The sequence below is a fragment of the Salinimicrobium oceani genome (genome assembly GCF_012037645.1).
The window spans coordinates 1-471 of sequence record NZ_JAAVJR010000552.1; the positions used below are offsets into that span (position 1 = coordinate 1).

1 protein-coding gene is annotated in these 471 nt (G+C 31.8%); it reads left to right on the top strand.

The genetic code is table 11. The features are described 5' to 3' along the window. A partial coding sequence (locus HC175_RS18200; RefSeq protein ID WP_168139661.1) for a DUF4268 domain-containing protein occupies positions 1–469 on the top strand: 469 nt, incomplete at its 5' end. Between the last annotated feature and the right edge of the window lie 2 nt (positions 470–471).

Here is a 471-nt window from a genome sequence, read left to right on the forward strand (position 1 = left end):
TGAAACAGAAAATCGATTAGTTAGGTTTTGGACAATGCTGAAAAAAGAGCTACAACAAAATAATTTCAGGTACTTAGACTCTGTAACTCCCAAGCCTTATTTTGATATTGGTTTTATTAGAGGTGCTGGCCGTTATAATTTCTGCATAGGCCGTAAAACAAACAGAATTGAACTATACTTCCCTAATGATCCCGAAAATGAAATTGTTGAAGAATTTAAAAAGCATCAAAAGGAGATCGAAGACAGATTTGGTCATGAATTGATATTTGATGGTGGTGAAAATAGAAAAGCTTCAAAAATAAAATTTGAATATCCTGAACCTGAATTCTTTAAAGATTTCGGCGAGTTTCAGAATGAAGAAAATTGGGAAAAACGAACAAAATGGTTTGCTTCTAATATGGAGAAATTCTATAAAGCTTTTCAACCATTTGCAGATAGAATATTAAAAGGTCGATCTTATAACGGATAATT